Annotated in this window: 24 protein-coding genes and 1 tRNA gene; 12 read left to right on the forward strand and 13 right to left on the reverse strand. The window is 66.3% G+C overall.

Translation table 11 applies throughout. From position 1 onward, the window contains the following. Together dhaL and dhaM are read left to right on the forward strand one after the other, a co-directional pair. Positions 1-642, forward strand: coding sequence for a dihydroxyacetone kinase subunit DhaL (gene dhaL, locus ACWGQ2_RS10605; RefSeq protein WP_452017009.1), 642 nt, complete (start codon positions 1-3; stop codon positions 640-642). Next, a complete protein-coding gene (dhaM, locus tag ACWGQ2_RS10610) occupies positions 639-1370 on the forward strand; it encodes a dihydroxyacetone kinase phosphoryl donor subunit DhaM (RefSeq protein ID WP_452017011.1) in 732 nt (243 codons plus the stop codon). The genes dhaL and dhaM overlap by 4 nt, the downstream gene beginning before the upstream one ends. A 24-nt stretch (positions 1371-1394) precedes the next feature. Here the strand turns inward: dhaM and ACWGQ2_RS10615 are convergent, their stop codons facing one another. Next, positions 1395-2339: an A/G-specific adenine glycosylase gene (locus ACWGQ2_RS10615; protein WP_452017013.1), complete on the reverse strand. Its 945-nt coding sequence runs from the start codon at positions 2337-2339 to the stop codon at positions 1395-1397. Between the two features lie 86 nt (positions 2340-2425). Between ACWGQ2_RS10615 and ACWGQ2_RS10620 the strand changes: the two genes are divergently transcribed. Continuing rightward, on the forward strand, positions 2426-3175 hold the full coding sequence (locus ACWGQ2_RS10620; RefSeq protein ID WP_452017015.1) for a hypothetical protein: 750 nt from the start codon (positions 2426-2428) through the stop codon (positions 3173-3175). Between the two features lie 27 nt (positions 3176-3202). On the opposite strand, the gene disA is transcribed toward ACWGQ2_RS10620, so the two are convergent. The 3 genes from disA to ACWGQ2_RS10635 all read right to left on the reverse strand — a co-directional run bounded on the left by disA (position 3203) and on the right by ACWGQ2_RS10635 (position 6984). After that, positions 3203-4279 (reverse strand): DNA integrity scanning diadenylate cyclase DisA, encoded by a 1077-nt coding sequence (gene disA, locus ACWGQ2_RS10625; RefSeq protein WP_452017017.1) that lies wholly within the window; start codon positions 4277-4279, stop codon positions 3203-3205. A gap of 152 nt (positions 4280-4431) precedes the next feature. Then, positions 4432-5799, reverse strand: coding sequence for a DNA repair protein RadA (radA, locus tag ACWGQ2_RS10630; RefSeq protein ID WP_452017019.1), 1368 nt, complete (start codon positions 5797-5799; stop codon positions 4432-4434). A 54-nt stretch (positions 5800-5853) separates the two neighbouring features. Further along, entirely contained in the window at positions 5854-6984 is a 1131-nt protein-coding gene (locus ACWGQ2_RS10635; RefSeq protein ID WP_452017021.1) for an FUSC family protein, read from the reverse strand. Between the two features lie 209 nt (positions 6985-7193). Here ACWGQ2_RS10635 and pstS point away from each other — a divergent pair, with 209 nt between their 5' ends. The 4 genes from pstS to pstB all read left to right on the forward strand — a co-directional run bounded on the left by pstS (position 7194) and on the right by pstB (position 11366). After that, positions 7194-8309 carry a phosphate ABC transporter substrate-binding protein PstS gene (pstS, locus tag ACWGQ2_RS10640; RefSeq protein ID WP_452017023.1) on the forward strand — a complete coding sequence of 372 codons (1116 nt, stop codon included), beginning with the start codon at positions 7194-7196 and terminating at the stop codon, positions 8307-8309. Between the two features lie 167 nt (positions 8310-8476). Then, on the forward strand, positions 8477-9409 hold the full coding sequence (gene pstC, locus ACWGQ2_RS10645; RefSeq protein ID WP_452017025.1) for a phosphate ABC transporter permease subunit PstC: 933 nt from the start codon (positions 8477-8479) through the stop codon (positions 9407-9409). Between the two features lie 2 nt (positions 9410-9411). Beyond that, on the forward strand, positions 9412-10509 hold the full coding sequence (gene pstA, locus ACWGQ2_RS10650; protein WP_452017241.1) for a phosphate ABC transporter permease PstA: 1098 nt from the start codon (positions 9412-9414) through the stop codon (positions 10507-10509). Between the two features lie 77 nt (positions 10510-10586). Beyond that, positions 10587-11366: a phosphate ABC transporter ATP-binding protein PstB gene (pstB, locus tag ACWGQ2_RS10655; RefSeq protein ID WP_091600773.1), complete on the forward strand. Its 780-nt coding sequence runs from the start codon at positions 10587-10589 to the stop codon at positions 11364-11366. A gap of 141 nt (positions 11367-11507) precedes the next feature. On the opposite strand, the gene ACWGQ2_RS10660 is transcribed toward pstB, so the two are convergent. From ACWGQ2_RS10660 to ACWGQ2_RS10670, 3 genes are all read right to left on the reverse strand, one after another. Continuing rightward, positions 11508-12518 carry an anion permease gene (locus ACWGQ2_RS10660; protein WP_452017027.1) on the reverse strand — a complete coding sequence of 337 codons (1011 nt, stop codon included), beginning with the start codon at positions 12516-12518 and terminating at the stop codon, positions 11508-11510. Beyond that, positions 12519-13136 carry a DUF47 domain-containing protein gene (locus tag ACWGQ2_RS10665; protein ID WP_452017029.1) on the reverse strand — a complete coding sequence of 206 codons (618 nt, stop codon included), beginning with the start codon at positions 13134-13136 and terminating at the stop codon, positions 12519-12521. Positions 13137-13358: 222 nt separating this feature from the next. Continuing rightward, positions 13359-14003 carry a hypothetical protein gene (locus tag ACWGQ2_RS10670; protein ID WP_452017031.1) on the reverse strand — a complete coding sequence of 215 codons (645 nt, stop codon included), beginning with the start codon at positions 14001-14003 and terminating at the stop codon, positions 13359-13361. Between the two features lie 172 nt (positions 14004-14175). Here ACWGQ2_RS10670 and ACWGQ2_RS10675 point away from each other — a divergent pair. After that, a tRNA-Lys gene (locus tag ACWGQ2_RS10675) sits at positions 14176-14248 on the forward strand. 91 nt (positions 14249-14339) lie between these two features. Here ACWGQ2_RS10675 and ACWGQ2_RS10680 read toward each other — a convergent pair. Both ACWGQ2_RS10680 and ACWGQ2_RS10685 read right to left on the reverse strand, forming a co-directional pair. After that, positions 14340-14615, reverse strand: coding sequence for a CDGSH iron-sulfur domain-containing protein (locus tag ACWGQ2_RS10680; protein WP_452017033.1), 276 nt, complete (start codon positions 14613-14615; stop codon positions 14340-14342). After that, entirely contained in the window at positions 14612-15697 is a 1086-nt protein-coding gene (locus ACWGQ2_RS10685; protein WP_452017035.1) for an iron-containing redox enzyme family protein, read from the reverse strand. Before ACWGQ2_RS10685 ends, ACWGQ2_RS10680 begins: the two co-directional genes overlap by 4 nt. 143 nt (positions 15698-15840) lie before the next feature. On the opposite strand from ACWGQ2_RS10685, the gene ACWGQ2_RS10690 reads away from it, so the two are divergent. The 3 genes from ACWGQ2_RS10690 (at position 15841) to ACWGQ2_RS10700 (ending at position 18052) form a co-directional block, all read left to right on the forward strand. Then, complete coding sequence (locus ACWGQ2_RS10690; protein ID WP_452017037.1) at positions 15841-16419, forward strand: hypothetical protein; 579 nt, start codon at positions 15841-15843, stop codon at positions 16417-16419. A 167-nt stretch (positions 16420-16586) separates the two neighbouring features. Beyond that, on the forward strand, positions 16587-17315 hold the full coding sequence (locus ACWGQ2_RS10695; RefSeq protein ID WP_452017039.1) for a hypothetical protein: 729 nt from the start codon (positions 16587-16589) through the stop codon (positions 17313-17315). Further along, positions 17312-18052 (forward strand): hypothetical protein, encoded by a 741-nt coding sequence (locus ACWGQ2_RS10700; RefSeq protein WP_452017041.1) that lies wholly within the window; start codon positions 17312-17314, stop codon positions 18050-18052. The genes ACWGQ2_RS10695 and ACWGQ2_RS10700 overlap by 4 nt, the downstream gene beginning before the upstream one ends. A gap of 160 nt (positions 18053-18212) precedes the next feature. On the opposite strand, the gene ACWGQ2_RS10705 is transcribed toward ACWGQ2_RS10700, so the two are convergent. From ACWGQ2_RS10705 to ACWGQ2_RS10720, 4 genes are read right to left on the reverse strand one after another with little or no spacing between them, the layout of a single operon-like run. Beyond that, positions 18213-18491, reverse strand: a complete 279-nt coding sequence (locus ACWGQ2_RS10705; protein ID WP_452017043.1) for an HPr family phosphocarrier protein — start codon at positions 18489-18491, stop codon at positions 18213-18215. Between the two features lie 42 nt (positions 18492-18533). After that, positions 18534-20228, reverse strand: a complete 1695-nt coding sequence (gene ptsP, locus ACWGQ2_RS10710; protein WP_452017045.1) for a phosphoenolpyruvate--protein phosphotransferase — start codon at positions 20226-20228, stop codon at positions 18534-18536. 33 nt (positions 20229-20261) lie between these two features. Beyond that, complete coding sequence (locus tag ACWGQ2_RS10715) at positions 20262-22448, reverse strand: PTS fructose transporter subunit IIABC (protein WP_452017046.1); 2187 nt, start codon at positions 22446-22448, stop codon at positions 20262-20264. Then, positions 22448-23506 (reverse strand): 1-phosphofructokinase family hexose kinase, encoded by a 1059-nt coding sequence (locus tag ACWGQ2_RS10720; RefSeq protein WP_452017048.1) that lies wholly within the window; start codon positions 23504-23506, stop codon positions 22448-22450. Before ACWGQ2_RS10720 ends, ACWGQ2_RS10715 begins: the two co-directional genes overlap by 1 nt. A gap of 149 nt (positions 23507-23655) precedes the next feature. Here ACWGQ2_RS10720 and ACWGQ2_RS10725 point away from each other — a divergent pair, with 149 nt between their 5' ends. Next, the gene (locus ACWGQ2_RS10725) at positions 23656-24303 is read left to right on the forward strand and encodes an alpha/beta hydrolase (protein WP_452017050.1); all 648 of its coding nucleotides are present in this window, start codon (positions 23656-23658) and stop codon (positions 24301-24303) included. The last annotated feature ends 127 nt before the right edge of the window (positions 24304-24430 follow it).

The following is a 24430-nucleotide window of genomic DNA, read 5'->3' on the forward strand; positions in this document are numbered from 1 at the left end:
ATGGAACTGAACGCACAGTGGGCAGAGAAATGGATGCGCGACGCCGCGGCCTTGATGGATGAGAACCGGCAGCGGCTGATTGACCTGGACCGGGCCATCGGCGACGCGGACCACGGCGAGAACATGGACCGGGGCTTCACCTCCATTGTCGAAAAACTCGACGCCGACGGCACCCCGGCCACCCCGGCAGACGTGTTCAAGCTGGCCGCCATGACCCTGATGTCCAAGGTGGGCGGCGCCGCCGGCCCGCTCTACGGCACCGCCTTCCTGCGCGGCTCCACCGCCGTCGCCGGGAAGGACGTCCTGGACGCAGCCGACGTCGTCGCGTTCCTGACGGCGGCCCGCGACGGGATTGTGAGCCGAGGCAAGGCGGAACCCGGAGACAAGACCATGGTCGACGCCTTCACGCCCGCGGTGGAGGCGGCCGAAACCGCATCCGCAGCCGGTGCCAACGGCGCCGAAACGCTTTCTGCGGCAGCCAACGCCGCCGATGGCGGCCTGGCCGGAACGGAGCCGCTCATTGCCCGCAAAGGCCGGGCCAGCTACCTCGGCGAACGCAGCGCCGGGCACCTGGACCCGGGTGCGGCGTCCACCACGCTGATCCTCCAGGCAGCCGCCCGCGCGGCAGGGGAGCAGGCATGAAGGTAGGACTGGTGCTCGTCTCCCACAGCGACAAGCTGGCGGAGGGACTCTCCGAACTGGCCGGCCAGATGGCCCCCGATGTTGCGATCATCGCCGCCGGCGGCACGGACGACGGCGGAATCGGAACCAGCCTGGAGAAAATCCAGTCCGGGATAGCCCAGGCCGACGGCGGTGCCGGGGTCGCGCTCCTCGCGGACCTCGGATCTGCCGTGATGACCGCGGAAATGGCACTGGAGTTCCTGGACCCCGAACAGCGGGAAAAGGTCCGCCTGGCGGACGCACCGCTGGTGGAAGGAGCCGTGGCGGCCGCCGTCGCCGCGCAGACCGGACAGGACCTGGCTGCCGTCATCCGGGACGCTGAGGCCGTGACTGCCACCATGGGCGGCTCCTCCACCGCGGCCCCGGAAACGGACGCCGGTGCCGCTGCGGATGCCGGGGACACGCTGGATGACATCGACCAGGACGACGACGGCGTACACGAGGCTTCCTGGGAGCTCATCAACCCGATGGGCCTTCATGCCCGCCCGGCAGCCGCCGTCGCACAGGCCATGGCTGATCTGGACGCAGACATCACCATCAACGGGGTGGACGGAAAATCGGTCATGATGCTCATGACCCTGGGGCTGAAGGCAGGTGACACCCTGACCGTCTCCGCCCACGGGCCGGACGCCGCACGCGCCGTTGAGATGCTGGGGCTGGAAGTCCGCAACGGTTTCGGAGAGATCTAACCCCGGGCGGCCAGCAGGCACAGGTTAGGCGGGCAGGCGCACACCGTCGCCTGCAGCCTCAGCAAGGCCGTCACGCAGCAGTCCTTCGAGCGCCCGTTCCAGCTGCTCCTGCGGCGCAGCGAGGGCGTGGAGGGCAGCCAGCGGCGCGAGGGCGGCGTCGGCCTCCGGAGCCACCAGGTCAACCGGACCGGTCAGCAGCAGTTCCCGCAGCACCGGCCCGTCTGCCTGGCGAAGCACGGCCATCATGGCGCCGCGCACCTGCCGGTCCGTTCCATGCCAGGCCTGCCCCTGGGGCACGTAGTGCGGCTCCGGCCGTCCGGCAGCAACCCAGGCGCAGTCGGCCAGCACAGGACAGTCCCCGCACCGCGGAGTCCGCGCCGTGCAGACGAGCGCTCCCAGTTCCATGACCGAGGCATTCCAGGCGACGGATTCAGCATCATCTGCGGGCAGCAGGGAAACCGCCAGCTTTTTCTCCGCGGCCGTCAGGGACTGGGACGGCAGCGCATCCCCGGTCACCAAACGGGCGTGGACCCTGCGGATGTTGGTGTCCACCACGGTTTCCCGGCGCCCGAACGCAAAGGAAGCGACGGCGGCCGCGGTGTAGTCACCCACGCCCGGCAGCTGAAGAAGTGCGCCGTGGGTGTCAGGAACCTTGCCGCCGTGGCTGGCGGTGATTTCCACTGCGGCGGCGTGCAGGCGCAGCGCCCGGCGCGGATAGCCCAGCCGGCCCCAGGCCCTTACCGCTTCACCGCTGGGCTCTGCAGCCAGATCAGCGGGTTCAGGCCAGCGCTGCATCCACTCCTGCCAGACCGGCAGGACACGTACCACGGGGGTCTGCTGGAGCATTATCTCGCTGACCAGGATGCCCCAGGGAGAGCAGTCCTGATGCCGCCAGGGCAGATCACGGGCCTGCTCCGAGAACCAGGAAATGATGCGTCCGTGCAGTGCCCGCGTGTGCTCCGGTTCCATCCCGCTCCCTCGGTATTGACCAGCAATACTCTACTGACCGGCGTGGTGTCCGCTGTAATCCGCGCCCGGGTTCATAGCCTTAACCCATGGCGGCAAAAGGACCCCAGCCCGGCACGGGCAAGAAAACGGGGCAAAAAACCAGCGGAGGATCGGGGCGCAGGCCCGGAAACACCCGGACCCGCCCGAGTAAAGCCGTCTACCGCCGCCGCAGGATGGTCCTGGCCGTTCTGGCGCTGCTGGTAGTCGCAGCCCTGGCCTGGGCAGGTGTGGCGATTGCAGCGGCATTGTCCGGTGACCGGGAGCCCAATAACTCCGAACCGTTCCAGACCGCACCCACCGCCTCTCCCGGGTCTGCTGCGAACGCGGATGAGCCGAACGCTGATGAGAAGGACAAGGCAGAGAAGCCGGACGCAGCAGAGAAGCCGGACAAGGACGCTGAATCCAAGGACGGCACCTGTCCGCCGGCCGCGGTGAAGGTCGAAGCCGCCACGGATGCGGCAGCTTACCCTGCCGGGGTGAACCCGCTGCTCACGCTCTCGGTTACCAACACGGGTAGTGAACCCTGCAAGATCAACGTGGGCACAACGCAGATGGAATTTGTTGTCACGTCCGGATCAGACCGGATCTTCTCCTCAGCGGACTGCCAGGACGGCGCTGAGGACCTGATGAAGGACTTTGAGCCCGGCGCCACGGAAAAGGCAAACTTCACCTGGGAGCGGCTCCGCTCGGCTCCCGGATGTGCAGCGGTGGCGAGCAACCCGAATCCCGGCTGGTACGTGTTCACCGCGCGGCTGGGCGAAACCACCAGCGAAAAGGCAGTCTTCCAGCTGGATTAGCGGGGTTTTCGCCGGTCCCGCGAAAGGCTACATAAACCGGTCGAGCAGGCTGGTCTCAGCGATGCGGGAGAGGCCCTCGCGTACTGTACGGGCACGCTGTTCACCGATTCCGTCCACCTGCATCAGGTCTTCGATGTTCGCAGCCATCAGGTTCTGCAGTCCGCCGAAGTGGTCCACCAGACGGTTGGAGACAGCAGGGGGAACGCTCTTGATGTTGCTCAGCAGCCGGTAGCCGCGCGGCTGGACCACTGCTTCGAGTGAATCCTGGCCGGGCTGGAAACCGACAACTGCGGCAATTTTGCCCAGGTCCACCATGTCTGAGGAGCTCAGGCCCTGCAGCGTGGCAACCTGTTCTTCGACGTTGCCCTGGGTTCCGCCAATATCCGCATAGTCCCGGACGATCATCTCGCTGCCCGGACCCAGCCCGGTGGTCAGCTCCTCAAGCTGGAGCGCGAGCAGCCGGCCGTCGACGCCGAGTTCCAGGACGTACTGCGAGATCTCTTCCGAAATCCGGCGCACCATTTCCTGGCGCTGAAGCGTAACGGCCACGTCGCGGACGGTGACCATGGCTTCAATTTCGAGTGCAGAAAGCGAATTGGTGACCTGGTCCAGGCGGGTGCGGTAGCGCTCCAGCGTGGCAAGAGCCTGGTTGGCGCGGGCCAGCACCGGCTCGGAACCTTCCAGGACGTGGCGGAGGCCGCCCACGTAGAGCTGGATGATCTGCATCGACTGGCTCACTGAAATCACCGGGAAACCGGTCTGGATGGCAACCCGCTCGGCGGTGCGGTGGCGGGTGCCGGATTCGTGCGTCTCGATCGTGTGGTCCGGAACCAGCTGCACCGCGGCTCGGAGGATGTTGGCGCCGTCCTTGTCGCAGACGATTGCGCCGTCCATCTTGGCCAGCTCACGCAGGCGGGTGGAGGAGAACTCAATGCCGATGTCGAACCCGCCGGAGCAGATTGAATCCACCGTCCGGTCGAAGCCCAGGACGATCAGCGCGCCGGTACGGCCGCGGAGGATACGTTCCAGTCCGTCGCGCAGGGCCGTTCCTGGGGCAACCCTTGCAAGGGTCGCCTTGAGCGCGTCCTCGGGCGTGCGAGGCATGGTCACTTCCTTCCGGCCACTCCGGCCCACGGGGCGTTCTGGGCGTGGATATGCGCAGACACTTCCCCATAGTAGTGGGGAAGGTGCACCCATCTGCCACTTCAGTCCCCGGAGTATGACAGCGCCGGACACGGAACGGGGCTCGGCGCGCCCTAGAAGAGCAGTTCGAGGGCCTCCGAAAGGGTGGAGACTTCCCGCACCTTGAACCCTGCGGGCACCTGGCCCGGGCCGTTGGGCGACGCAGGAACCACGGCGTGGCTGAAGCCCAGCCGCTCAGCTTCCTGCACCCGGCGGGCGATTCCGGGGATGGGACGGACCTCGCCGGCCAGTCCCACTTCCCCGAAGGCGATCAGCCGTGCGGGCAGGGGCTTGTTCATCTTTGCTGAGGCGACGGCAAGGGCCACGGCGAGGTCAGTGGCCGGTTCGGTCAGCTTTACGCCGCCAACAGTTGCCACGTAGCTGTCGTCCTTGGCCAGGTTCATGGACGCCCGCTGCTGCAGCACGGCCAGGAGCATCGCCACCCGGGATGAATCCAGCCCGCTGGTGGCCCGCCGGGCCTGCGCGTTCCCGGTCTCCGCCAGCAGTGCCTGGACTTCAGCAACCAGGGGCCGCCGGCCCTCCAGTGTGACGGTGATGCAGGTTCCGGAGACGGGTTCCTTGGTGCGGGAGACAAACAGGCCGCTGGGATCGGCAAGACCCTCGATGCCATCCTCGGTCAGGTCGAAGCAGCCCACCTCGTCTGTAGGGCCGTAGCGGTTCTTGACCGCCCGGACCAGCCGCAGCCGGGAGTGCCTGTCGCCGTCGAACTGGCACACAACATCCACCAGGTGCTCCAGCAGCCGGGGCCCGGCGATGGAGCCGTCCTTGGTGACGTGGCCGACCAGGAGGGTGGTCATGTTCCGCGTCTTGGCGGCGTTGATGAGCGACGCCGCCACTTCCCGCACCTGGCTGACGCCGCCGGCGCTGCCGTCAACGGCAGAGCTGCTGAGCGTCTGCACCGAATCCACGATCAGCAGGGCAGGCTTCACCTGCTCCACCTGCCCCAGGGCCTGGCCCAGGTCCGTTTCGGCACTGAGGTACAGGCTGGGGGAGAGGGCCCCGATTCGTTCTGCGCGCAGTTTCACCTGGGCAGTGGATTCCTCGCCGGTGACGTAGAGGACGTCCCGGCCCTGCCCCGCCACGCGGGCGGCGACGTCGAGCAGGAGGGTGGACTTGCCAACGCCCGGCTCGCCGGCCAGCAGGATCACGGCCCCGGGAACCAGCCCGCCGCCCAGCACCCGGTCCAGCTCACCCACACCGGTGGGCTGGTAGGCCGCGGTGGTGGCATCGACGTCGGCGATCAGCTGCGCGGGACGCGCCACCACGGCTGCCGGGGTAGTGCGGGCGAGGACCTCGCCGGCTTCCTCCACGGTGCCCCAGGCCTGGCACTCACCGCACCGACCCACCCACTTAACGGCGGTCCAGCCGCATTCAGTGCAGCGGTAGTTGGCGGTTTTCGCCCGGGAAGTCTTTGTTGCCATGCCAACAGGCTATCTGCCGGCACTGACACTCCTGTTCAGTTCCGGAGCCGGCTCTCAGACCTCCGAAAGGCAGCCCGCTGCTTCCTCATGGGTGAGGCCGGTGGCTTCGAGCAGATCGACCACCAGGGGGCGGAAGAGCATCACCAGGGCATCTCCGTAGAGGTCGGTCACGTCCAGGGACGCCGGATGCAGCCGGGAGGCGACGGCGGCAAGCTCATTCCGTGCCTGCCGCAGATGACGCTCGCGGGTGGCCTGGGATTCACCGCCGCCCAGTGCACGGGCCAGGATGTCCACGGCGTCGGCGGTGTCAGTGATGACCTCCGAGACCTTGTCCACCGCCGAATCGGAGAGCGAGGCGTGATTAATGACTGAGGTGGTCCGGCGCGCAAAGACCCGGCTGTTGCGGACGGCCAGGTCCAGGTAGCCCACGGAGCCGCGCAGGTCTCCCAGCTCCGCCAGGTGCCGGCGGTAGGCCGGTGAGATGCGCGCTATCTCCCGGGCATCACGGATGCTGCGGGCCAGCAGATCCAGCTGGGGCTGGGTATTACGGGCGCGCACCAGGGCGTGCCAGGCGAGAGTCGAATCGCTGCGGGCCAGCGCATCTGCGACCTGGCGCAGCACGGCGGAGAGTTCGCTGAGCAGTTCGCGGATGTTGGATTTCGGTTCCCGCCGGGGATCCCGCGGAGCGAGCATCGTGACCACAAGAGCGAAGACGCCGCCCACAATTGCATCCACGCTGCGGGTAAACACCCCGCCGTCGGGGGCAGGCAGCAGCACCACCAGCAGGGACTGCAGGCCGAGCTGGGTGGTAAAGATGACGCCGCGGTCCAGGAACCGGGCCAGCATCAGGGAGGCAAAAAGCACGACGGCGGCCTGCCACAGCCCGTTGCCCAGAACATGCAGCAGCAGCTCGCCAATAGTGATGCCCAGCGTGCAGCCGATTCCCACTTCCAGCACCCGCCGGGTGCGCGGTTCGCGAGAGAAGCCCAGGGAGATCAGCGCGGCAGTTGCGGCGAACAGCGGGCCTTCGTGGCCCAGGACGTACTCCGCGAAGGCGTAGGCGCCCACCGCGCAGATGGTCATCTGGAGCGCCGGGTACACAGAGGAGCCGCTGCGCTTGAGCCCGATCCGGAACCGGTTGCGCAGGAACCTGGTTGAGGCGCTGAGACGGTCGCGGGCTGGCATGGGAACAGTCTAGGGCGGAGGACGTCCGGGAGCAGAAGGCACAGAGTCTGTGACGTGTCCGGGCGATTATTCCTGCACTGCTTGGCCCCAGTTAACTTTTTGTTCACCTTGGCACGCCAGTCTTCATTTCGGGACGGAGAAAACGTCCCAGCGACAAGTCTCCCGGCGTTGACGCGCCGGATATACCACCCTTGAAAGGGACCACGATTGTGAAGGTATTCCGCATTGGCCGCACCGCGGCCGTCCTCTCGGTAGCGGCGCTGGCACTGGCTGCCTGCGGCAGTGACAACGCCACGAACGCTGCCGCGGGCACCGGGTCCTCGGACTCCGCCCTGACGGGAACGCTCTCCGGCGCCGGCGCCAGCTCCCAGGCTTCGGCCATGGACGCCTGGATCGCAGGGTTCAACGAAGCGAACCCGAACGCTTCCATCCAGTACTCCCCGGACGGCTCCGGCGCAGGCCGTGAGGCGCTGCTGGCCGGCGGTGTGCAGTTCGCCGGTTCGGATGCCTACCTGAAGGACGAGGAAGTCGAGGCCTCGCTGGAAACCTGCGGCCCCGACGGTGTGCTGCACGTCCCCGCGTACATTTCCCCGATTGCCATCGCCTTCAACCTTGACGGCGTAGACAGCCTGAACCTGGATGCGGATACCATCGCCGGAATCTTCCGCGGTGAGATCAGCACCTGGAGCGACCCGGCGATCGCAGCCCAGAACGAGGGCACCGAGCTGCCGGACACTGCCATCACCGTGGTCCACCGCTCCGATGAATCAGGCACCACGGAGAACTTCACCGAATACCTCTCCGCAGCGGCACCGAAGGTTTGGACCACCGAAGCCAGCGGCGAATGGCCGGCAGAGCTCGACGGCCAGGAGAACGCGCAGGGCACCTCCGGCGTCGTCTCCGCGGCCAGCTCCACTGACGGCGCCATCACCTATGCTGACGCTTCCGCCGTCGGCTCCATGGGTACCGTTGCAGTCAAGGTCGGCGAGGAGTACGTGGGCTACAGCGCCGACGCCGCGTCCAAGGCCGTCGAAGCCTCCACCCCGGTCACAGGCGAGGGCCGTCCCGAGCTGGACATGGCCATGGAACTGGCACGCGACACCACCGAATCCGGCGCCTACCCTGTGGTGTTGGTCTCCTACCACCTCTACTGCACCACCTACGAGGACCAGGAGACCGTTGACCTTATTCAGGCATTCGGTTCCTACGTGGTCAGCGAAGAGGGCCAGGCAGCGGCAAGCGAAGCCGCAGGTAATGCGCCGATGTCCGCCGCCCTGCAGGAAAAGGCGACTGAGGCAATCGAATCCATCAAGGCAGCTTCCTAACCGCAGGGAAGTCAGCAGATGCCCCTGCACAGCGCCACAAGCGCGGTGCAGGGGCATTTGCCGGGCCGAGGGCCAGCTTGAATCTGGCCCGGGATCAGTGAAAACTGGCGAGTGCGGTGTCTTGTCCACATCAAGCAAGTTGCCAACAAAGTTCGAAGGGTTGTGCAGTGTCAAGCAAGTCAATACAGGGCACCGGCGGTGCCGGGCGCGCGGGGGACAAAGTCTTCTCCGGCATCACACTGCTGGCGGGCTGTCTGATCCTTACCGTCCTCTTTGCGGTAGCTGCGTTCCTGCTCTGGCAGGCACTTCCCACCTTCTCCGCTTCCTCGGATGACATCTCCGGCGGCTCCGGATTCCTGGCCTACATCTTCCCGCTTGTTATCGGCACCGTGATCGCTGCGGCGATCGCACTGCTGATCGCCACCCCGGTGGGAATCGGCGTCGCGCTCTTCATTTCGCACTATGCGCCCCGGCGGCTGGCACAGGGCCTGGGCTACGTTGTTGACCTGCTGGCCGCCATCCCCTCCGTTGTGTACGGCGCCTGGGGCATGACGGTGCTGGCACCGGCTCTTGTCGGACCGTACAACTGGCTGGCTGAAAACGCCGGCTGGTTCCCGCTCTTCACCGGCCCGGCCAGTCAGACCGGCAAGACCATGCTGACCGCGGGAATCGTGCTATCGGTGATGGTGCTGCCGATCATCACGTCCCTGAGCCGGGAAATCTTCCTGCAGACTCCGAAGCTGCACGAGGAAGCGGCCCTGGCCATGGGCGCCACCCGCTGGGAAATGATCCGAATGGCAGTGTTCCCCTTCGCCCGCCCCGGCATCATCAGCGCCGTCATGCTGGGCCTGGGACGCGCCCTCGGCGAGACCATGGCTGTGGCCCTCGTGCTTTCTTCCGGCGGCCTGATCGCCTCCCTCATCCGGCCCGGCAACCAGACCATCGCCGCGGAGATCGCCCTGAACTTCCCCGAGGCATACGGCCTGCGCCTCTCTGAGCTGATTGCCGCCGGCCTGGTGCTGTTCGTGATCACCCTGATCGTGAACGTCATTGCCCGCTGGATCATCAGCCGCCACAAAGAATTCTCGGGAGCCAACTGATGATTGAGACCACCCTGACCCGCTCCTCGTCGCTGACCAAGAACCAGCTCCCCGGCTGGGCTCTCTGGGCCATCCTGGCTGCCTCGATCGTGCTCGGAGCCGCGTTCTCGGCGCTGCTGGGCTTCAGCATCGCCACGTTCGCCATCTTCGCCGCTGTGCTCTTCGTTGCCGGCAGCACCATCGCCACCCGGGTGGTTGAAGGCAGCCGCCGGGCAACCGACCGCTTCGCCACGAACCTGATCTACGGCGCCTTCATCCTGGCCCTGGTCCCGCTGGTCTCGGTGATCTTCACCGTCCTGGTCCGCGGCATTCCCGGCCTCAGCGGGGACTTCCTGTTCAACTCCATGGGCGGCATGACCGGAACCGTGGACAACGAGACCGTGGCCGGCGGCGGTCCGGTCCTCGGCGGCGCCTACCACGCCATCATGGGCACCCTGCTGATCACGCTCTGGGCCACCATCATCTCCGTGCCGATCGGCCTGCTCACCGCCGTTTACCTGGTGGAATACAGCAGGGGCGGCCCGCTGGCCCGGGCCATCACGTTCTTCGTGGACGTCATGACCGGCATCCCCTCGATCGTCGCCGGCCTGTTCGCGGCTGCGTTCTTTGGCCTGCTCTTTGGCCCGGGCACACGCACCGGCTTTGTTGCCGCCGTCGCGCTTTCAGTCCTCATGATCCCGGTGGTGGTGCGCTCCACGGAGGAGATGCTCAAGATTGTGCCCAATGAGCTGCGTGAAGCCTCCTACGCCCTGGGTGTGCGCAAGTGGCGGACCATCCTGAAGGTAGTGGTGCCCACGGCTATCTCGGGCATCGCCTCCGGCGTCACGCTCGCCATTGCCCGCGTGATCGGGGAAACCGCTCCGCTGCTGGTGACCGCCGGTTTTGTGAACACCATCAACCTGAACGTTTTCGCCGGCTGGATGGCTTCGCTGCCCACCTTCATCTACCGGCAGCTCATGAGTCCCACCTCGCCCACCAACACTGATCCGAGTACCCAGCGTGCCTGGGCCGCTGCGCTGCTGCTGATCCTTATGGTCATGCTGCTGAACCTCGGCGCCCGCCTGGTGGCCCGTATCTTCGCGCCCAAGACCGGCCGCTGACCCCAGACCCCTCACCGCCCCCGCGGCATGGGAGGACCCGTACGGGAACTTCCAAGGAACAGAACAGAAGGAAGTAAATGTCCAAGCGAATCGACGTCAAGGACCTCAACGTCTACTACGGCGACTTTCTGGCGGTCGAAGACGTCAGCATCAAGATCGATGCGCGTTCGGTCACTGCGTTCATCGGCCCGTCCGGCTGCGGCAAGTCCACCTTCCTGCGCACCCTGAACCGCATGCATGAGGTGCTTCCCGGGGCACGCGTCGAGGGCGAAGTGCTGCTGGACGGAGAGAACCTGTACGGTCCCGGTGTTGACCCGGTAACGGTTCGCAGCCACATCGGCATGGTGTTCCAGCGGCCCAACCCGTTCCCCACCATGTCCATCCGGGACAACGTTCTGGCCGGCGTGAAGCTGAACAACAAGCGGATCTCCCGCTCCGACGCAGATGACCTGGTGGAGAAGTCCCTCACCGGTGCCAACCTGTGGCGCGAGGTCAAGGACCGGCTGGACAAGCCCGGCTCCGGCCTCTCCGGCGGCCAGCAGCAGCGCCTGTGCATTGCCCGTGCGATCGCAGTGTCCCCCGAAGTGATCCTGATGGATGAGCCCTGCTCCGCCCTGGACCCCATCTCCACACTGGCCATCGAAGACCTGATCGAGGAGCTCAAGAGCGACTACACGGTTGTGATCGTTACGCACAACATGCAGCAGGCCGCCCGTGTTTCGGACAAGACGGCGTTCTTCAACATCGCCGGCACCGGCAAGCCCGGCAAGCTCATTGAATACGACGACACCACGGTCATCTTCAACAACCCGACCGTGAAGGCCACCGAGGACTACGTCTCCGGCCGTTTCGGATAACCCCGAGCCTCCCCGTTTCTTCCGCCGAGAGGCCAGTTACGGCTCGTTTCAGCCCTGAGAAGAGCCGTAACTGGCCTCTCGAGTGGGTTGAAGGGGTGAAAGGGCAGGGACGGGCGGTTCAGTGGAACTCAGGGGCGGAACTCAGAGCAGCGGGCTGAGGGCCAGGAGGAAGATTCCGCCCAGCAGGGCCGCGGCCGGCGCGGTAATCAGCCAGGTGAAGAGGATTTCCCGCAGCGGAATGAACCGCACCGCAGCGAACCGCCGGTTGGCGCCGGCGCCAACTATCGCACTGGTCATGGTCTGCGTGCTGGAGAGCGGCATGTGCAGCCACAGGCCGCCAAGGAAAAGCATGCCGGTAGCCACGGCCTGCGCGCTCATGCCGCGCAGCGGGTCAATGCGCACCAGCCGGTAGCCCAGCGTGTGCGTAATCCGCCAGCCGCCGAACAGCGCCCCGACAGCCAGGGCCACACCGGCAAAGACCTGCACGCCCCAGGGGATTTCCCCGCCGGTGGAGAATCCGGCCGCAGCAAGCCCCAGCACCAGCACAGCCATGGTCCGCTGCCCGTCCTGCATGCCGTGGCCGAGCGAAAACGCCGCAGACAGCACGGACTGGGCAATCCGGTTTCCCGCGTCGCCCCGCCGCAGCGAGCTGTACCGCATCAGCCACATCACCGGATAAACGAGCAGGTACGCGAGCACAAAGGCGATCACCGGGGAAAGCAGCAGCGGCAGGGCAATCTGGTCCCAGAGCAGCCGGAAGGACTCGGTCACGCTTGGGCCCCCTACCAGCGTGGATGCCGCGGAGGAGCCCACAATGCCGCCTACAAGGGCGTGGGTGGAGGAGGAAGGCATCCGCCGCCACCAGGTCCACAATCCCCACGCACACGCCGCGGCAAGGCCGGCGATCAGGATCCCGAGACCATTGCTGTCCGCAGGAAGCTTCACGAACAGGTCTGCCAGCACCAGCGCCAATGCAGTGCTCATCAGCGCACCCAGCAGGTTGAAAACGCTGGCCAGTACGACGGCGACACCCGGGGTGAGTGCCCGGGTGCGGATGGCGGCGGCTACTGAGTTGGAAACGTCGTGGAAGCCGTTGATGAAGGCATACGCGCCCGCGAAGGCGAACACGGCCACCAGCAGTACGGTGGTCAACTACGATTCCCGGACCAGGATGTTGCCTACATAGGTACCCAGGCGGCGCAGCTCCTTCGACGCGGCCGCAAGCTGGTCGGCCAGATCCCGGTGGCGGATGTAGGCGAGTGCCTTGTGATCGTGGATCAGCTCGGCGAGCCACATGCGGTGCGTGCGTTCAACCCGTTTGCTCAGCCGCAGCATTTCGATCCAGTAGTCTTCCAGGTCCTCCAGTGAGGCGAGGGTCCGCATGGCTGCCACGGACAGTTCGGCCTGCCGGCCTAGGACCTCGAGCTGTTCTGCTGCGCGGCGTGAAACGTTGGTCAGCTTGTAGAGCGAGACAATCTCCGCGGCGCTGTCCAGCCGCTCCATCAAGGACAGGAGGATCTGGGACAGGTCGTAGAGGTCTTCGCGGGGAAGCGGGTTGATGAAGCTGGTGCGCATCTGGGTCATCAGCGCGAAGTGAAGCTCGGTGGTCTCCGCCTCAAGGGTGTGGAGTTCCTCTGCCAGCCGGGCGAATTCTGCCGGGTCAGCCCCGAGGGCCTCGGAGAGGGTCGCCGTGCCGCGGACGGCCTGCGCGGCCATGCGGGAAAGAAGGTCGAGGCCGGCATTTTCCTGCGGAAAGAGCCGGAGCTTCACTGGACGGACCGGTTGCGCTGGGGGGTCATCACACCGGTAAGAATATCCGATGTGGAAAAGAGTAACGGTGCCGGACCGGGAGCGCCTCTCGGCGGAAGGCCGCTCGAAGCGGCTCTAAGTTGAAGCCCGGGGGTTCCGCGGTCCGACACCACTTTTAGTTTTCTACTCACCGTCCCTGATGTCAACCGGGGTGTCCACAGCCCCGGCATGGCGTCCAGGGCCTCAGTCCAGTTCCCCGCGCCGCCAGGATTCCGCGGAATGCTCGAGGTCTTCCGCGGTAAGCACCAGCTGGCGGGCGTTGCGGGTCAGTTCGGTTGCCCGGGTGCTGCTGGCCGCTTCAGTGGAGTCGGCGTGATGGGTTTCACCCAGGGCTACCACCCGGCAGAAGGCGGCAAAGCGCTCCAGTGCTACGTCGAAGTCGCCCTCAAAGGCGCCGGAGAGGATGGTGTCCGCCATTGCGCGCACCTCGTCTGCTCCCAAGGGTTCGGCCACGCCGGAGACAACTCTGGACACCTGCGCGGCTTCCTTGCCCGCTGCGTAGAAGGCTGCCACTTTCTCTGGGTTCTGCTGCACCGCAGCGCGCAGGGCGTAGAGGCGCCAGAGGGCACCGGGCAGGGAGCGGGCCGGACTGGTGGCCCAGATTTCCGCGACTGCCTCGAGGCCCTGCTGGTCGGCCAGTTCAACCAGCCGGCGGGTGACTTCGGGGTCGTCGCTTTCCCTGCCGTGGTGCACCAGGGCCTGCGCCGCCAGATGGGCGGCTTCGGAGACCCGGGCCGGATCAGCGCCGCCCGGGTGGTTGGCGAAGTCCATAGGCGCATACAGCTTGGGCTTGTGGTGACGGGGAACCGATGCATTCGACTCAGTCATGTCTTGAGAATACTCCCGCGGGAGTTGGGAATCGAAGCCGCTTTCGGCAGGTGGAAACCCGATGCCCCAAGGCTGTGCATTCCCGGTCCGCGGAGGGGTTTCCACGATTCCCAAGGCGTGCGATAAAGTGGAAAAGTCGACGTGGCGGCTCTCTTGCTGCCAAGCCGATGGGGGGCCTTTAGCTCAGTTGGTAGAGCATCGGACTTTTAATCCGTGGGTCGTGGGTTCGAGCCCCACAGGGCCCACCCGCCGTTAAGACAGAACACCCCAGTTCCCAATGGAGCCGGGGTGTTCTGTCTTAACGAGGCTGGGCCCGGGAGCTGCGGACCGGATCAGTCAGTTTTCGCTGGCCCGCCGGAGCAGCTTGTGAGTGCCGTCGCACCAGGGCTTGATTCTGGAGCCGGCGCACCGGCACAGGGCAACGGTTTCCCGGTTCTTGGGTACCTCGTTGCCGTCACTGTCCTGGATTTCGAAGTCCCCCCTCACCAGCAGCGGGCCGCCGGGGCACTCTGTTACCGCGAACGGTTCGCTGTCCGGGGTATCTGCGGGCGGGACAACGGTGACCTTGGAGCCGGGGACGGAGACTGCCTCCGGCCCGGGCCGGGAACTCATGCCGGCACCCCGGCAGCCGCAGCCGCCGCGTCCAGCGCCTGGGCACTGATGCGGGACGGGGAGGTCTCCCGCAGGGCCGACCGGCCTTCCTTCCACGCGGCCAGCTGTTCTTCGCCCTGCAGGGCGTCCAGGGCCAGGACTGTGGAAGCGCCGAAGAGGATGTCCTCGAGGAGGTCCGGTTCTGCTTCGGCCAGTCCTCCGGCCAGGTCCCGGGCAGCGATCTGTTCGTGCACGGCGTCGGCCTCAACGTGTTCATCAAAGTAGAAGGTGACCTCCGGCCCGTAGCCCGCCCGCTTGAAGCCGCGGGCGTAGAACGAATTAGGGATCGATGAGGTCATTTCAAAGGCGGCCAGGTGTCCGGCGATGCAGCCCCTGAGGCGGCGGTTCAGGCCAAACAGTGACATCGCGTTGGACGAGGCCAGAACCAGAGCGGGGATGCGGTCCAGGTACCGGCCGGAGGTGGTGTCCAGGCCGAGCCCTTCCATGGTGCGTGCGAAGAGTGCGGAGTGCATCCGTTCCGGCCGCCCGCCGCCGTACTCGTCGGCCTGGATTTCCATCAGCGCAGCCTTCGCCCGACCCACCGGGAGACGGGGGATGGCCCAGCTGTGCGGATCAGCTTCACGAAGCTGGTACACCGACCGGAGCACCAGAAACTCCCGGAGCTGGTCCTCCGTGGCGTGCCGGGCGACGAACCGGGACACGCTGGGCCCGTCGTCGTCGGCAGCCAGCTTGAACAAGGTCTCAGCGACGTCCTCCGCAACCGGAGCGGGGGCGTCCGGGACGGGAACCGTGCGGCGCAGCGCGGCTTCGAACGCGGTCTCGAGCCTTCTGCGCACCCTGATGAGTTCCGGCTGCCATTCCAGGTCCGGGTCGACGCCGTCCAGTCCGCTGTAGTGGAGCTCATAAAGAAGGAAAAGGGCCAGCTGCAGATCATCATTCCGCAGGATGTCCGGGTTGCCGGCCAGGGCCAGGGACGCTGCGTCGTCAAGCTCCCCGTATTGTCCGGCAGTCGCCTGGGGGCCGTCATGCAGCACGTTCAGGAGCGCGGAGGTGAGTTCTCCGCGCGGGGCAGGTACCAACATGTCATTCCTTCGCTGTGAGGCGTCGTGCAATGCTTGAGTCTTCCGAATACCTCGGTGGAAAACACTGTTTATCAGCATACTTGGTAAATATTGGATATGTTGAAGCCGGTAGGCGTGCGGGCGGTACTGGGAGGGAGCGGCGCATGGATTCAGGCTTTCTGGCGGCCCTGCCTGCCCTTCTGCTGGCCGCTGCTGCCGTTGGGCTGACCACTCCTGCGCTCGACTCCGCACTCCGCCGCGAGGACGGCGAGCGGCTCTTCTGGGTAGGTCTTACCGGCGGGCTGGCGGTCGTCGCCGCCATCGCCTGGGCAGGCCTGGCCGCGCCGGGGGCTGCAGCTGTAACCGGCCTCCTGGCACTGGGCGGTTCCGCGGGTGCCTGGTACTGGCTGGCCCGCAGGAACCAGGCAAGGAAGCGGGCAAGGGTGGAGAAACTCCGGCGCCGCCGGATTCAGGCCCTCGCCCAGCGGCGCGAAGCCGTCCTGCTGGAGTGGGGATCCTATGAGCTCGATCCCTGGAAGGGTGCTGAATTCCCTGGCCTGACAGACGTACGGGAGAAGGAAACCAGCCTGCTGGCCCGGGCAGCCCGTGAGGCACTGGCGGCTCAGGAGGCAGCGCTGTCAGCCGGGGACGATGCGGCCGTGGCACGCTACGGAACCGCCGTGGGTGAGCTGGAAGCTGCCTGGGACCGCGCCCGTGCCGCAGCGCGGAAACGGGCCGGATAGTTCCGCTCGGCCGCCCCGTCCAGCACCGTGGAATGCGCGGCAAACCGGCGTTAATTGGAGCTGGCTCCCGCCTCTGCATATGGGGGGAACGCAGAGGGGGGAGCCAGTCCTAGAAGTATACTGATGCAGTCGCAGGGAATCCAATCGAGCAGTTTCAGGGGGGGCAAATGGGCGTCTCCGCTAAAGCCTTCCAGAACTGGCGGACCCTGGTTGCTCCGGATGAATCCACTGCGGATGTGTGCCGGAAGACGGGCATTAAGCGCTCAACCCTGGCCCAGCAGCTGGTGCGGGGAAACGTAGCCGTATCCACCGTGATCCGGGTGGCCCGCGCCTATGGCCAGGACCCGGTTGCTGCGCTGTCCGGCTTTGACGGGTACCGCGGACTGGCCGAAGGGCGGCGGGAACCCACGCCGGCCGAGCTCATCAGCCAGATCCCGTACCAGTGCATCCTGAAGTATCTGCTGGCCCGGGGTGAGGAGGACGAAGAGCATCCCGCGGTTCCCCAGGTGGCCAGCTACGCCGAATCAATCGCGGTTCGGCCATGGTTCGACGCCGTGGATCCCGGAGACCTGCGGCATCAGCTATCCGCCGCCACCGGGATCGCCCCGCAGAACATTTCCGCACAGCTGACAGCCGGGCGCCTCGCCACAAGGCTGGCCGTCGAGGCCGCCCGCCAGGCAGGAGTGTCCCTGGCCAGCGGGCTGGTGGTCACCGGCGTGCTGGATCCTGATGAGGGGTGGTGGCCGCCCCGCGGCCGCGAAGAAGCTTTAGCTGCACTGTCCGACGCCGAACTGGTTTCACTGGCCAGGGACCGGCTGGATACCTTGTCCAAAGTCCTGCGCAAACGCGAACAGGATGAGAAATACCATCACGCACTTTTGGAGAATTTGGGATGACCGCAGGTTTTGTTATTCAGGTGGCGGCGTTTGCGCTGAGCTGCATCTTCGCCCTTCTGCGGCTTCCGGATGCCATCCGGGGACGTAACCGCAGCATCTTTGCCTGCCTCGTCCTGGTGGCAGTCGCTATGGGACTGAGCCTGCCCGTGTTCTACAACTTCGTTGATCCGCTGCTCGGGGGCAGTAACCACGCCAACCTGGTTCTCCGCCTTACCCTGTACGGCGTGTTTGTAATCCTGGGCGTCCGGGGGGCAGCCGCATTCGGTGCCAGGCGTGCGCGCAGTGCGGTAATCGGTCCGGCGGGCCTGGCTGTGCTTGGGGTGACGGTCGTCCTGACGGTCTGGCTCTTCTTTGCCAGCGACCTCCCGGTAACCTCCGCGGGGCTGGCAGCCTACTCGGGCCAGGCTTCGCTGGACGCGTACGCGCATCTCGGGCGCATGTACCCCGCGTATGTTGCTGCCTGCATTTGTGTTCCTGCGCTCGCTGCGTCGTTGAACCGGCGCTACCGGACGTCCCACCGCGTTGGCGCGGGGCTTTTCGGCGCCGGCCTGGCCGTGGTGGTCATCTTCAGTGCCCTGACACTTCTCGGCCCGCTGGGCGCTTTTATGCTGATCCTGCCGTTCTCGGCGGTAATCCTGGTGGCGACGGGCCTGACGGTCATGTGGGTCTCCCGCCGGCTCAGCCAGCGGCGCCCCAAGGCGAGTCTGCTGGCTGAACGTTACAAAAATGTGAGTTGAAAATCACCTGATTCGTTCACAATTTCATGCGGCTGTGCCAGACTAATGAATGTGTAACGTCCGCTGCCTGTGGGGGGTCAGCGTGAAGTTGCTCGAAGCCAGCGGCCTCAGGCCGCTGGCTTCGCTCGTTAAGTCTTTGGTCCGGCCGCTGCCGGCCGGCTCAGGTGGCGTCAAGGTCCGTTTCAAGGATCTTTACCAGCGCATCCAATGCATCCTCGGCGCCCTCGCCCTCCGCCCGCAGGACCACCACGTCTCCGTGGGAGGCTCCAAGACTCATGAGTGAAAGCATGCTCGAGGCATCCATCGCCTCCTCCGCCGGTTCACCCTGCATCGCGATCGTGACCTCCACCGGCTGGGCGGCGGCAGCTTCGGCGAAGAGGGAAGCCGGACGGGCGTGGAGCCCCACCCTGCTGGCTATGGTGGCTTCGCGTTCTGGCATCTGGTTTTCCTTCCGGTTGGGTATTGCTGCTTAGGGCCGGCGCTAGAGGCCCAGCTGGTCAAGGATGGGAAGCCGGCTCCGAACCTGCGTCCGTGCCTCAGCCGCTGTCTTGGCGACCAGCGCAATTCCCGCCAGTTCCTGGGCCTGCGCCAGGGTAACGGAGGCCAGCACGGCGCCTACCGTGGACAAAGCCCGCGGGGTCATTGACAGGGTGTTCACACCAATGCCGGTCAGTACGACGGCGAGGGCCGGGTCAGCGGCTGCCTCACCGCAGACGCCCACGTTCCGCGGCACGCTGTCAGCTGCCCCGGCCAGAGCCCCGCCCTGGACGGTCATGGCGATCAGCTGCAGCACCGCCGGCTGCCACGGGTCATTCAGGGACGCGAGCGTGCCCAGCTGGCGGTCAGCGGCCATGGTGTACTGCGTGAGGTCATTGGTGCCCAGGGAAGCGAACTTTACCTTCGAGAGCACGGCCTCGGATTTGATGGCCGCAGCGGGGACCTCGATCATCACACCAGGAGTGGCCAGGCCGGCCGCTGCACACATCACCGCGAAATCGGAAGCCTCATCGGCAGTGGAGATCATGGGAGCCATGACCCAGACATCGCAGTCGTGCGAGCCTGCCGCGTCCGCGATTGCTTCGAGCTGCCGTGTCAGGACTCCTGGCGCGGACCGGTCGGTGCGGAACCCACGGACTCCCAGCGCCGGATTCGGTTCGGTTGCGTCCGTGAGGAACGGCAGGGGCTTGTCCGCGCCGGCGTCGAGGGTCCGCACCACCACTTTGCGGCCGGGGAAGGCGTCAAAGACGGCACCGTACGCCGCGACCTGTTCCTGCAGGGTCGGCTCGGAGTCCCGGCCCAGGAAGCAGAACTCGGTTCGCAGCAGGCCAACCCCCTCTGCGCCTGCCGCCGCAGCTGCCTCAGCGTCCTTGCCGGAACCGACGTTGGCCAGGAGCGGCACCCGATGCCCGTCAGAGGTGCTGCCCACGCCATTAAACGCCGGAAGCGATGACCGGGAGGCGTACTTCTGGGCTGCCTCGCGTTCAGCGACGCCGGGGTTCACCACCACCGTGCCGGTGCCGCCGTCGAGGTAGATTTCCGTGCCGTCCAGGATCGTGTCCGCGCTCGCGGCGCCCACCACCGCCGGCAGACCCAGGGACCGGGCGAGGATGGCGGTGTGGGACTGCGGACCGCCGCCGCTGGTGACGAGTCCCATCACGAGTGCGGGATCAAGGGTGGCCGTGTCAGCGGGGGCCAGCTCCTCGGCAGCGAGGATGAAAGGAACGTCCGACGCCGGAATGCCGGGTGCAGGAAGTCCGTCCAGCTGTGCCACGATGCGGGACCGGACATCCAGCACGTCCTGAGTTCGCTCTGCCATGTAGCCGCCCAGGCCCTGCAGCATTGCCGCGACTTCCAGCCCGGCTTCCCACACAGCGCGGTCGGCTGCCATTCCCTGGTTGATGTGTTTGCCGGCGGCTTTGAGCAACATGGGGTCCGTGGCCATCATGGCCGTGGCATCCAGGACTGCCTTGGCGTCTCCCGAGGCCACGGAGGAGCGGTGTTTCAAGTCTTCCCGCACCGCCTCCGCAGCGTCCTTCAGCCGTGCCTTTTCCTGGTCGACTGAACTTTCCGGCGCGTACTTGGAGTCGGCGTCGGGCTCCGGCACCGGCGGGGGCATCCGCAGCGATGGCCCCAGGACCCGGCCGGGACTGACTCCGATTCCCTTGATGGTGCGCATCACTGAACCTTCCTGTAATTCACAATCGGACTCCTACGCAACGACGGGCTCCTCAGTTTGCTTGGGCGCGGTCAGGCGTTTGAGCCCCACCAGGACCAGTGCGCTGACGACCATACCGGCCAGGATGGCCACGATGAACATAAAGATGTTGCCGATGGCGAAGAAGACGAAGATACCGCCGTGCGGAGCCTGTGATGTGACCCCGGTCCCCATGCAGATCGCGCCCGCCACCGCGCCGCCGAGCATCGTGGAGGGAATTACCCGCAGCGGATCGGCAGCTGCGAACGGGATGGCGCCCTCGGAAATGAACGCGGCACCGAGCAGCCAGGCGGCCTTGCCGTTTTCCCGCAGCGCCATGGTGAACTGGCTCTTATCCAGGACCGTTGCCAGGGCCATGCCCAGCGGGGGAACCATGCCTGCGGCCATGACTGCGGCCATGATCTGCCATGGCGCCTGATTCTCGAAGGAACCCTCACCGAGACCGGCAACTGCGAACGCGTAGGCCACTTTGTTGATGGGTCCGCCGAGGTCCGCGCCCATCATCAGGCCCAGGATTACGCCCAGTCCGATCGCTGCGACGCCGGTAAGCCCGGACAGCCAGTCGTTAAGTGCGAGCGTCAGGGCAGCGATGGGCCCGCCAAGTACCAGCAGCAGCAGGCCGGAGGCTACGAGCGAGGCTATGAGTGGAATGATCACCACCGGCATTAGCCCGCGGAGCCAGCTTGGCACCTTCCAGCCGCCCACCCACATGGCCACGTAGCCGGCCAGCAGTCCACCGGCGATTCCGCCCAGGAACCCGGCGTCCATGAACAGCGCGACGGCGCCGGCGGTGAAGCCCGGGGCAATGCCCGGCCGGTCCGCCAGTGCGTAGGCGATGTAACCCGCCAGTGCCGGGACCAGGAAGCCGAGCGACAGGTTGCCGATCTTCCAGAAAACCGCTCCCAGATAGGCCATCAGCCCTTCGGGGGGAAGCGAGAAGATGCTGGTTCCGTCCAGAATGACGTCACCGTTTAAGACACCCTCATCATTCGAGAGGGAGAGTTCATATCCGCCCAGCAGGAACCCGAGAGCGATGAGCAGACCGCCGCCGGCAACGAACGGAATCATGTAGCTGACGCCGGTGAGCAGTGCCCGCTTCAGCTGTCCGCCGAAGCTCTCACCGCCGGCCGTGGCACGTTCTCCACCGCCGCCTCCGCCGCCGGATACTGTCCGGGCATTTGGGTCCTTGGCTGCTGCAAGGGCTTCATCGATCATGACGCCGGGTTCGTCAATTCCGCGCTTTACCGGTCCGCTGATCACCGGCTTGCCTGCGAACCTTCCCTTGTCCCGGACATCGACGTCGACGGCGAAGATCACGGCGTCGGCGTTTTTGATCACCTCCGGGTCCAGCGGCGTGGAACCGGCCGAACCCTGCGTCTCAACCTGCAGGTCAATGCCGCGTTCCGCGGCGGCCGCGGCGAGGGAATCCGCTGCCATGTAGGTGTGGGCGATTCCGGTGGGGCACGCCGTAACCGCTACCAGATGCTCCGGCCGGGGGCCCGTCGCGGAAGCAGGTGCGTCACCCGACGTCGCTGTTCCGCTCCCGCCGTGCACCTCACCGGCGCCACTTCCGGTGCTGGTCTCCGCGTGCGCGCCGCGGTGCGCGCCGGCCGCTGCGCCGGCGCCGCCGCCCGCTGCTGCCCCGGAACCTCCCGCTGCATGTTGTCCGGTCTCCGCAGCCGAAGCGCCGGTCGCGGGCGCCTGTGCGGAATCCGAGACCGGAGCCGGCCCGAGGCCGAGGGCACCGTCCACCAGCTCGACGACGGCCTCCGGCGTCTGCGCGCTGCGCAGTGAACCCGTGAAGTCCTTCTTGATCAGGGACCGCGCCAGTTTGGCAAGCAGCTGCAGGTGCTCCTGGTCAGCGCCTTCCGGCGCGGCAATAAAGAACACAATGTCTGCCGGGCCGTCCTTGGCACCCCAGTCCACCGGGGGTTTCAGCCGGGCCATTGCCAGGCTTGCCTGGGTGACGGCCGCTGAGCGGCAGTGCGGAATGGCAATTCCGCCCGGTACGCCCGTGGCCGTTTTCTGTTCCCGGGCCATGGCATCGGCGAAGAGCTCCTCGAGGGTGGAAGCGCGGCCTGCGGCCACCACTTTCTCGGCCAAATGCCGGATTACCGACTCCCGGGTGCCGCCCAGATTCTGGTCCAGGGTTACCAGGTCCGGGGTAATAAGCTCTGACATCACTGCTCCTTCGGCGTCGGTGTAGCCGGGCCGCGCCTGGTGGTGGAGGCGGGCACTGGGTGGAGTTCAAGCGGGGTCACGGTTACGGCCCCGGGATCCGTCTGCGAGATGGAGGGGACGGTGGTCCCCGGCAGGGAAGCGGCCGCCGCACCGTGCGCCACGGCCTGGCGCAGGCATTCCGGCGGGGTCCGTCCCTCGGTCTGCGCCAGCAGATACCCGGCCAGGGATGAATCGCCGGCGCCTACCGTGGATTTTGGGGTGACCGGGGGCCGGGTTGCCAGCCATGCGCCGTCGGCCGTCACCAGGAGCGCGCCGCGGGCGCCCAGGGTGGCCAGTACCGCCCCGACGCCGCGTTCAACCAGCGTCATGGCTGCACCGGCTGCCAGTGCAGGGTCGGCTTCCAGGGCATCACCGGTGGCAATGCCGGTCACCTCGGAGAGCTCTTCGCCGTTGGGCTTCAGCAGGTCCGGCATTGCATCATGCAGCAGTGCGCCAAGCAGCGGCGGGCCGGAGGAATCAATGGCCAGCAGGGGAGCGGCTGCCGCGAAGCGTTCGCGCAGGGCATGCGCGACTACCGCGTAATAGTCGGGCGGGACCCCGGGCGGCAGCGAGCCGGCCAGGACAAGCCAGCGGGCTGGGTCCGTTCCCTCCGGTCCTCCGCAGGCATCCACGGTCAGTGCCAGCAGGCTCTCCTGGACCGCAGCACTGAGCTCGGGGCCCGGAAGGTTCACCTTGGTGGTGGTTCCATCCGGCTCGGTCAGGGTGAGATTGGCCCGCAGCGGCGCGCCAATGGGAAGGTTCCGGTGCGCGATTCCAGCCAGGCGCAGTGCCTGCAGAACCGGATCAGCGTTGTCTCCCGGCAAGACCGCCACGCCCGGCAGGCCGGAGGCGGTAAGCGCCCGGCAGACGTTCACGCCCTTGCCTCCCGGCTCCTCGTGGACTCCGGCGGCCCGCTGGACAGCACCGCGCACCAGGACGCCGGAGAGTTCTACTGTCCGGTCGAGGCTGGGATTGGCGGTGAGCGTCACGACGGCGCCCCGGTTGTCTCCTGCGTACATGTGCCCCCGCAATCAGTGGCCGCGGCGCACGGCTATGCGCTGTCTGCAACGGTAGGTTCCCCGTGTGGGCAATGCAATGGGTCGGAGGTTGGCGGGGGCGCAACCCGGCACAAACGCGAACGGTGTCCTCCGGCGCCTAGGCTGAGGGCATGCATCCGGTCACCTGGTCCGCCCCCGAAGATGAGCGCGCGGGGACACACCTGCTGGTTATGCTCCACGGCTACGGGTCCGACGAGTCGGCTCTGACCCCGTTGTTCCCGCATTTGCCGGCGGGCATTACCGGTGCTGCCCTGCGCGGCCCGTTCGACGTGGGCGGCCGCAGCGGGTGGTTCCTGCTGGACCCGCTGCTGGAGTCTGACGAGGCGGACGTCCTGGCCGCGGCAAGCAGTCTTTTGCACACGGTCTCAGAACTAAAGCGGCAGGGAAACTTCAGTGGAGTATCCCTGCTGGGCTTCTCTCAGGGGATGGCCATGGCAGTGACGGCGCTCCGGCTCCGGCCGGAGGATTTCACCTGCGCTATTGGGCTGTCCGGGTTCATTGTCCAGAGTGAACTGCTGGCCATGGCCGAACCTCTGGCCAGACGGGTGCCCTTCTTCTGGGGGCGGGACCGCGCGGACTGGGTGATCCATGCCGATGCAGTAGCAGCGGCCGCAGACTGGCTGGAGTCGAACACCGCTCTGACGGCCCGAACGTACCCCGGCATGGGGCATCGGATAGGCACTGAGGAAGTACGCGATGTGGGTATCTTCCTGCGTACTTTTGCCGCGCCGCAGGAAAAAAATAAGGCACCTTATTAGCGGTCTGACTAGGCATTATGTTTTTCGGCACCCGGTTTCTGGGTGAAAACGACTTCGCATAAGCATGCTTATGAAGTAGGCTTATGGAAAGCGCGGCCCACAGGCCACGCAGACTTTCACTAGTCAC

The sequence above is a fragment of the Arthrobacter sp. NPDC055585 genome (assembly GCF_053619115.1).